The 7,162-nt window shown below is 38.8% G+C and carries 6 protein-coding genes and 4 pseudogenes; 2 read left to right on the top strand and 8 right to left on the bottom strand.

Features of this window, described 5'->3' with window-relative positions; all coding sequences use genetic code 11:
• Nucleotides 1-109, bottom strand: a 109-nt coding sequence (locus AC0KTX_RS16220; protein WP_474253112.1) for a transposase, incomplete at its 3' end; no start/stop codon positions are given.
• Between the two features lie 400 nt (nucleotides 110-509).
• Between AC0KTX_RS16220 and AC0KTX_RS16215 the strand changes: the two are divergent.
• Nucleotides 510-890: pseudogene (locus AC0KTX_RS16215) on the top strand (hypothetical protein).
• A 662-nt stretch (nucleotides 891-1,552) separates the two neighbouring features.
• On the opposite strand, the gene csx20 reads toward AC0KTX_RS16215, so the two are convergent.
• The 4 genes from csx20 to AC0KTX_RS16195 all read right to left on the bottom strand — a co-directional run bounded on the left by csx20 (nucleotide 1,553) and on the right by AC0KTX_RS16195 (nucleotide 3,829).
• Nucleotides 1,553-1,945: a CRISPR-associated protein Csx20 gene (csx20, locus tag AC0KTX_RS16210; protein ID WP_339195163.1), complete on the bottom strand. Its 393-nt coding sequence runs from the start codon at nucleotides 1,943-1,945 to the stop codon at nucleotides 1,553-1,555.
• The gene (gene csx2, locus AC0KTX_RS16205) at nucleotides 1,942-3,138 is read right to left on the bottom strand and encodes a TIGR02221 family CRISPR-associated protein (RefSeq protein ID WP_474253111.1); all 1,197 of its coding nucleotides are present in this window, start codon (nucleotides 3,136-3,138) and stop codon (nucleotides 1,942-1,944) included. Before csx2 ends, csx20 begins: the two co-directional genes overlap by 4 nt.
• A 29-nt stretch (nucleotides 3,139-3,167) precedes the next feature.
• Nucleotides 3,168-3,311, bottom strand: coding sequence for a hypothetical protein (locus AC0KTX_RS16200; protein ID WP_474253110.1), 144 nt, complete (start codon nucleotides 3,309-3,311; stop codon nucleotides 3,168-3,170).
• Nucleotides 3,312-3,448: 137 nt separating this feature from the next.
• Nucleotides 3,449-3,829 carry a hypothetical protein gene (locus AC0KTX_RS16195; RefSeq protein ID WP_339195156.1) on the bottom strand — a complete coding sequence of 127 codons (381 nt, stop codon included), beginning with the start codon at nucleotides 3,827-3,829 and terminating at the stop codon, nucleotides 3,449-3,451.
• A 216-nt stretch (nucleotides 3,830-4,045) separates the two neighbouring features.
• On the opposite strand from AC0KTX_RS16195, the gene AC0KTX_RS16190 reads away from it, so the two are divergent.
• Complete coding sequence (locus AC0KTX_RS16190; RefSeq protein WP_339195154.1) at nucleotides 4,046-5,824, top strand: IS1182 family transposase; 1,779 nt, start codon at nucleotides 4,046-4,048, stop codon at nucleotides 5,822-5,824.
• Here AC0KTX_RS16190 and AC0KTX_RS16185 read toward each other — a convergent pair.
• The 3 pseudogenes from AC0KTX_RS16185 to AC0KTX_RS16175 form a co-directional block, all read right to left on the bottom strand.
• A pseudogene (locus AC0KTX_RS16185) lies at nucleotides 5,800-5,913 on the bottom strand (PH domain-containing protein); the annotation flags it as partial. The gene AC0KTX_RS16190 and the pseudogene AC0KTX_RS16185 overlap by 25 nt on opposite strands.
• 640 nt (nucleotides 5,914-6,553) lie before the next feature.
• Nucleotides 6,554-6,826 (bottom strand): annotated as a pseudogene (locus AC0KTX_RS16180) (PH domain-containing protein); the annotation flags it as partial.
• Nucleotides 6,813-7,028 (bottom strand): annotated as a pseudogene (locus tag AC0KTX_RS16175) (PH domain-containing protein); the annotation flags it as partial. The pseudogenes AC0KTX_RS16180 and AC0KTX_RS16175, both read right to left, overlap by 14 nt.
• Between the last annotated feature and the right edge of the window lie 134 nt (nucleotides 7,029-7,162).

Raw genomic sequence — 7,162 nt, 5'->3', positions numbered from 1 at the left:
AACTATGTTCGGCATCTTTTTTATAATCTGCGACCCATTTATGAAGAGTTTTTGGTGAAATATCGAGTTGTCTTGCGATTTGAGCGACCGCCTTTCCTTCCTCGACCACTTATCAAAACGTCTAGCCATTATAGACACTCCCTATGATTGATAGATTTACTGTACATTTCTCTATGTTGCTCTCTTAACTCAAACACTCGTTGTACGGCTTTGGCTTTATCCTCGTCGACTCTTAACTGGACAATAAAATTAAGGTCAAGTAGACTAAACACCAAATTTGGGTATACTGAATTAAGGTACAATTTGAATATAAAGGAGAGACTAGAACAGGATACGTGAAATTTATGGGTAACAACAGAGATGGTAAAACTAAATTTGAGTTTGTAGGTACGAACAATAATAGTGAATTACCACTTATCATACTCAAAGTGGCAAGAAGTTTTGGAAAACTATAAACGGCAAAAACATTCCGATAATCAATTCTGTTGAGTAAGAAGAGGGGGTTAGAGATGGAGTATTTTGCATTAGTTAAAAGATTAGACCCGCATATAGAAGAAGGAAGTCACCTTAGAGGTGGAAGGAATTGAATTTACAGGCTTCTCTTCTGTATGTCCCTATGAAATTGAAGTAGGAAAAAGTTATCCTGTCTCAATCGGTTTTACAATTTTAGATGAGTTAGAGATTAGAGTAATATACGATGAGAAGAAGAATTGGAGCGTATTGGCTCGGGTTACTATATTCGAGGTATTTTAAATAAGGACTCAATAGACGCAGGAATAACGATCCTAGATGAAGATGAGTATTTTGCTGATTATCTAGGTTTAATTGGAAAGTATTTGGAGTTGCAAGTTTTTAAAAAGATCGGATTAACCCCCGAGTTTTGGATATAGTTACTCTTAGTCTATCTTTTTCTTAAAATAGTTTTTTTTGGTGGCCATGCAGATCCAGGTGGAACATTTGCTATAACCTCTCAGGCAGTCAATAGGATACAGACTAAAATTGACTTAGCTTTACTTCCAGAGTGGAAAATACAAAAAACTATAAAGGTGTAATTGAAGTTCCAACAAGAGCTGTATTCGTATAACAGTCAAGTAATAGTGATGTTGTTGATGATCTGTGATTATCCCTGCGACTGCAGAGCATTCGCATACAAGGCAGCTTAGTTAAAAATGGGGTGTTTCGTACACGACTATTTCTTCAGACGGATCTTAGTTAGGATTAAACTCTGTAACTCCTTCACCATAAGCGATGTCGGACGGGTTTCAATTCCTCATAGTTAAGATAAAAACTGATGACGGTACAAAAACGAATGGCGGCAAATAGCAGTTTCAATTCCTTATAGTTAAGATCTAAACCCTAAAATTGCTTGATAAATCAACATTCGACATGATTTGAAAATTCCTTCTTCTAATTCTCTTGACTTTCTCTTGACTTTTGTAAAACCGTATTTTCTTTTAAACTTAATAAATTTCAGCTGTTTTCTCTTTTTTTCATTTTGTCGTCGACCCCCTACGACTGGAGGTCGACGACACCGGTATGACATTTTTTGCATCTAATCGATGTCGGGATATTCGCGAAAACAGACGTGTTGAAAGCGGCGTATCGTTTCTACTGTGCCGTCGGGCTTTACTTCTTCAACGACTTTTCTTTCCGTTGTGGCATAATACACCGCATAACCGTTCTTTTTGAGCCAATAAACAAGGGAAAAAGTGGCGCCAAATTCCCCTTGAACGATCACTTTATCCCCCTTTGCCAGCTGGTTGGTTAACCATTCTTTGATTTCTTTTAGGAATTCGTTTTGCCACGGACCAACAGGCGGAATATTCATCCATTGCTTTTTTAAGGGTTCAGGAAAATCGATGAAGGATTCAGCGTTGAACCGCTGGCAAAGTTCCTGCTTTTGTCCTTCTGTTAACTTGTGTGACATGATAACCAATACTTTCATTTGCTACGACTCCTCTGGGTTTGTAGTGTGGAATAAGGATACTCACGGGGGAGCTGCTCAATTAATCTCTTTCCATTACTTGAGAAAAAAAGTTTCTCTGTTTCTTTAATGAACTGATGGGCTTTAGTGATGACATCTTCGCTATTATTTTCAGATAAAAACCCGGCATGGGCGATGTCATTGCGAAATTTAGAAACACATTTGTAAAGTTTATGCATTTTCTGATAATGCTCGTTTGAATTTGTTTGTAAATAATGATTAATCAACTTTTTAATGTTATCCCGAACTATACGTTTCCCAACATCTAAGTTTCTTTCCACTTTGCTATAAACATAGGCCACATGGGTAATCATCGATTCTGCTAGACAAATATAACCGTTGGCATACCGTTTATGATCAAAAAACCACTTTGCCAATTGGAATTGGAATTTGGCATCAGTGTCAGCTCCTTTAAAATAATCAAAAAAACGATTCAAATGTGGTTTAAGGTACGGGAAAATTGGTAGACCGTTTTTATGCTCGTATCCTTTTTCAAAATTGGAGCGAAATTGATCCACTTTACTTTTTAAACTTTTAATGTGGTTTAAATCCGCCAAATTGGATATATGTTTTAAGCTTTCTTTATAACTCTCATGATCGATTAACTCAGCGAAAAGATCCGCATGACCATAATGAATAAATTCATAAACCCCCCGAGTCCATTGGGTCACTTCAAACAACGCCTTCAAATCAACAACAGGAGTCACATTATCGTTTTTTGCTTCCAACATGCCATAGTATACACCCGACAGCTGAATGTTTTCGTCCTTTCGCAAGGTTTGCACAAAGTCAATCAACACAAACAAAAACAGGGGAATCGAACGAAAGGAATGAGTGATGTCTAAATACACTTCATCACCGGGCTTGATAAGCTGGCTAAATTCCATAAAGATCAGAAAATTTTTTATAATCTCTTCTGTATTTTTTCCATTTTGAATCAGCTTGCAACAAGATCCCCCAGTTGCTGAAGGGTTCATTTTTTTCAAATAACGGTCAATCGCTTCATTGACACAGGTCAGATCTGCTTCCGTTAGCGTTCCCTTTGATTTTTTTTCATCAAGTTCTAAGTACACGTCTTCTCCATACGAATTTTCTTTTACTTCACCAAAATAATAATAAACTTCCTCCCACATCGACTGATCCGTTCCAATCATAAAAATTTTATCCAATTGCAGATGTTCACTTAATGCCATGTGATAAACGAAGTGTCATACCCCTTATCACTGTTTGCAAATTTATAAGTAGTTTTTATGTATTTTCCTCCAGCGGTTGTTTTTTCTTTTTCCCGTATCCCTTTACCGAGGGGCGAGATGAGTACTTTTGCCATTATTTGATCTCCTCTCTATTCTTTCATGACATGCCCCCACCATCTCCCTACACTTGATGGGGGCACGGGTAAATTCTCTCAAACAAAAGCTTCTTTTGAAAAAATGAAGGAAACGCTTTAACGCTTAACAGAGATTATTATTTTTCTTGTCGATATATTTTTTTCAACTGATCCGCAAGGGCAGTGTTTATACTTTGAGTCCGATCGTTTACTTTGTGTTTATTGGAACAGTTTGATGGATTTTTCTTTTTTGTTTTGTACGACTGGTGATTATTTTTTTGCTTGCTTTGACGTTGCTCTTTTTCGTTATTGAGCAGCGATTGAACAGTCGGTAATACGAGGGTTTTTTTATAATTATTTAAAGGCATGTAATTCATTTTACTATGCGGAAGCGGCGACCAGTCTTTCATTTTCAAGAAAATCCTAACACTTTCCTGCTGTTCAATATCAATGCCGAATGTTTTTTGTACATATTGCTTATACTTTTCAATGTAATCAGTCGGCGAAACGAGCTTCATCTTTAAATCGAAAAAGGTGGATAAATGATATAAGCTCGCCTCATTTTTGTAAACGAAAACGGAGAAATGATCAAAGGCAACGATGGGGCTGTCCGAAAAGTCGATTGAATCGACCTTGGGCTCAGCCCTTTTTTCTGTTTTTAGGGTACAAAAAAATCGTCCTTTTTTATAGAATGAAATTGACCAAAAAACATTCTACAGAAAGGACGATTTCTTATGAATAATCAAATGACTATTCAAGAAAATTATAACACGCAATTAGAAATGACTCTAGAGGGTATTCAAAAAATAGAGGTTCAAAAGAATAAGAAACGCAAAAAACTAGTTTTCCAACCTTATTGCAATCGTCAAGTCATGAGCATTTTAGATATCGAAATGTATATTCCTGAAAATCATGTCGCCCGTTTAGTGGATGAAATGGTGGAATCGATTCCGGATGAAGTGTTGTATACTCATTATGTTGGTGGGGGTCGTGCACCCTATCACCCTAAAATGTTATTGAAAGTGATTTTATATGCGTACACTCAAAATGTTTATTCAAGTCGGAAAATAGCGCAAATGGTGAAAGAAAATCTTCCGATGATGTGGTTGGCGGGATTGCAAACCCCTGACCATCGCACAATAAATGATTTTCGTAGTGTTCGTATGTCAAACATGATGGATTCTGTATTTGAACAATTTGTCCTTCAACTAGTAGAACAAGGACTTATCGACCTCGACCATATTTTTGTGGATGGTACGAAAATAGAAGCGAATGCCAACAAATATACGTTTGTATGGCGAAAATCCGTAGAAAAATATGATCAGAAACTACGAGCCAAAATTCAATCGTTTCTACAAGAAGCGCACCAAATCGCCTTGGAGGAATTAAAAGAAGAACAATTAGAAGAAGAATTAGAAAAATCATCGGCACAACTTTCTGAGAGAATAGAAGCTTTGGAAAAAGATTATAAACAGGAAGAAGACAAAGAAAGAAAAAAAGAACTTCGCTCTAAAAAATCCCAACTCACCAAACAACTGAAAACGATTCAAACGGATTATCTTCCACGATTACGAAAATACAAAGTACAAAAACAGATTCTAGGTGAACGAAATAGCTACTCGAAAACCGACCATGAGGCCACTTTTATGCGAATGAAAGAGGACCATATGAAAAACGGCCAACTCAAGGCGGGTTATAATGTTCAACTCGCCACACAACATCAATTTATCGTGGGATTTGAAATTTATCAAAATCCAGGAGATACTCGCTGTTTCCAACCATTTATGGAAAAGTTATTGGAATCGATGCCGAAGGAAAAGAAACTCAAGTATGTCATTGCCGATGCAGGATATGCGAGTGAAGAAAACTATTTATATGCGATTGGCGAAGAAAAAGAACCTCGTTTTGAATTATTAGCCCCATACCAAACCTATTTGAAGGAACAAAGTAAAAAGTTTAAAAAGGATTTATCAAAAGTACAAAACTGGAAATACATCGAAGAAGACGATTGCTTTATCTGTCCGAACAATCGGAAAGTCGTATTCAAGTATTATCAAAAAAGAAAAAATGCATCTGGATACATACAAGATTTGAAAGTGTACGAGTGTGAAGATTGTACGGATTGCCCGTTGAAGAATGGGTGTACGAAAGCCAAAGGAAATCGTCGAGTATATTGGAACACGATTTATGAAGAAATGAAAGCGAAAGCCAAAGCAGCTCTTGGTGACGAACAAAAGGCAGCTCTTTATGCGAAGCGTAAAGTGGATGTCGAAAGTGTGTTCGGTAACATCAAGGGCAATTTGCGTTTCACTCGATTTCTGTTACGGGGGCTTCATAAAGTCCGAACAGAATTCGGGATTGTGGCAATGGCCCACAACATACTGAAATGGGCCGCAAATTCCCAAACCAATTTCAAAAATAAGGAAACAGAGCGAATGGAAAAACTCATTGTTTTCTCCATTCGCTCTGTTTTTATGGACTTTTTAGACAAGCCCTCCGCTTCTCCCAGCTGATTGCCAGCTGTTTCTACATTTACTTTTACAACTCCAAACATTCTTTGCAGAAAGCCTTGTGATATGGAAATGCCTTGAATGCGTTCAAATCGAGTAGGAGGGAGCGATTAACTCCCGTCCTCTCACACCACCGTACGTACGGTTCCGTATACGGCGGTTCAATTAAGATAATTGACGCAAGTCTTTATAACTTCCGTGAATAGCTGTTCTCTTTATGCCAGTGGTCACTCCACCCTCCAAGAGATCTCCCACGGGATTCACCGCTTCCTCCCTCAAGTGAGGTACTACGTTTTCTGTGTTCATCATGACACACTGAATGCCAAGGGCTATTCTCTCTTAATTGTTCGGTCCTTCTTAGTTGTTCTAGACCAACTAATACTATGACCTCTGCTGACTTCTGACGGTTCAGCTATCTATCACTAGATAGGTTACCAAGGTTACTTGGCGTGCCAGCCAGACCTCCCCGGGTAAGAGTGTAATCTTTCCTTCCATCCATCTGCTTCATTTACTCTGTATCACCTTCGGCAGAAAGGGCTTTGTTTTGTCTTGCAAACTCACCCAGTGATACCTAGCCTCATATGAAGTTCGTGTTCCTCAGACCGGAAGTTTGCCGCTCGCTTCCTTCAGATTCCGCGTCACCACGGACACCCTTGCGTTAAGCTAACTGCTACTTCTGCCTTCGCAGCTCGGGACTTTCACCCTATAGATTACACCCATGCCGGGCGCACAAGGAATGTACCGTTTTTTCCTTACAAAAACGCCATATTCGATTCGCAATTCCCCTTCTTCCAAACGATAGGTAAAGCGAATCCAAGAAACAATTCCAATGACAATCGTATAAATGATAATGGCAAACGGCACGGCGATATCCCACATAGAGGAAATCGTTTTATTCCCGACAATAATGACGAGAATGATCGGTAAAATCGCGTCTTTCAGTTGTTTTACGATATTGGCTACAACGGAAATGGGGTGCAGTCGTTTTTTCTTAGACATCTTCATCCGCCACCCTCGCCAATCTGGAAATAGAATAACGCAGCTCCTCCGCTTCCTCCTCATCAAGTGCCGGAATTTCATGCACCGTTGCGGCAGTGGAAATGGTGACGGATGCCAGTCTGTATTTTTTTAATAATGGCCCTTGACTTGAATCAACATGCTGGACCCGAATCATTGGAATCAATGTACGTTTCACGACAAACAGTCCTCGTATACTAAGTTTCAGAAAGTTTTTTTATCGAATTTCCAGTCCGATACGCTCCTTGACAATCGCATATCTTGGGTGGTTGCCTTTGTGGGAGGGGCGCGCCCCTCCCACAAAGGGTTGAGCGTACCGGGGTT

The organism is Aeribacillus sp. JST-2, from assembly GCF_056032925.1.
This window is presented reverse-complemented; position numbering and strand designations above follow the sequence as displayed.

What these genes read in the sequence shown, in the direction of transcription:
- AC0KTX_RS16195 (WP_339195156.1), bottom strand. Translation starts at nt 3,829, where the DNA reads ATGAAGCTCGTTTCGCCGACTGATTACATTGAAAAGTATAAGCAATAT.
- AC0KTX_RS16200 (WP_474253110.1), bottom strand. Translation starts at nt 3,311, where the DNA reads ATGGCAAAAGTACTCATCTCGCCCCTCGGTAAAGGGATACGGGAAAAA.
- AC0KTX_RS16190 (WP_339195154.1), top strand. Translation starts at nt 4,046, where the DNA reads ATGAATAATCAAATGACTATTCAAGAAAATTATAACACGCAATTAGAA.
- csx2 (WP_474253111.1), bottom strand. Translation starts at nt 3,138, where the DNA reads ATGATTGGAACGGATCAGTCGATGTGGGAGGAAGTTTATTATTATTTT.
- csx20 (WP_339195163.1), bottom strand. Translation starts at nt 1,945, where the DNA reads ATGAAAGTATTGGTTATCATGTCACACAAGTTAACAGAAGGACAAAAG.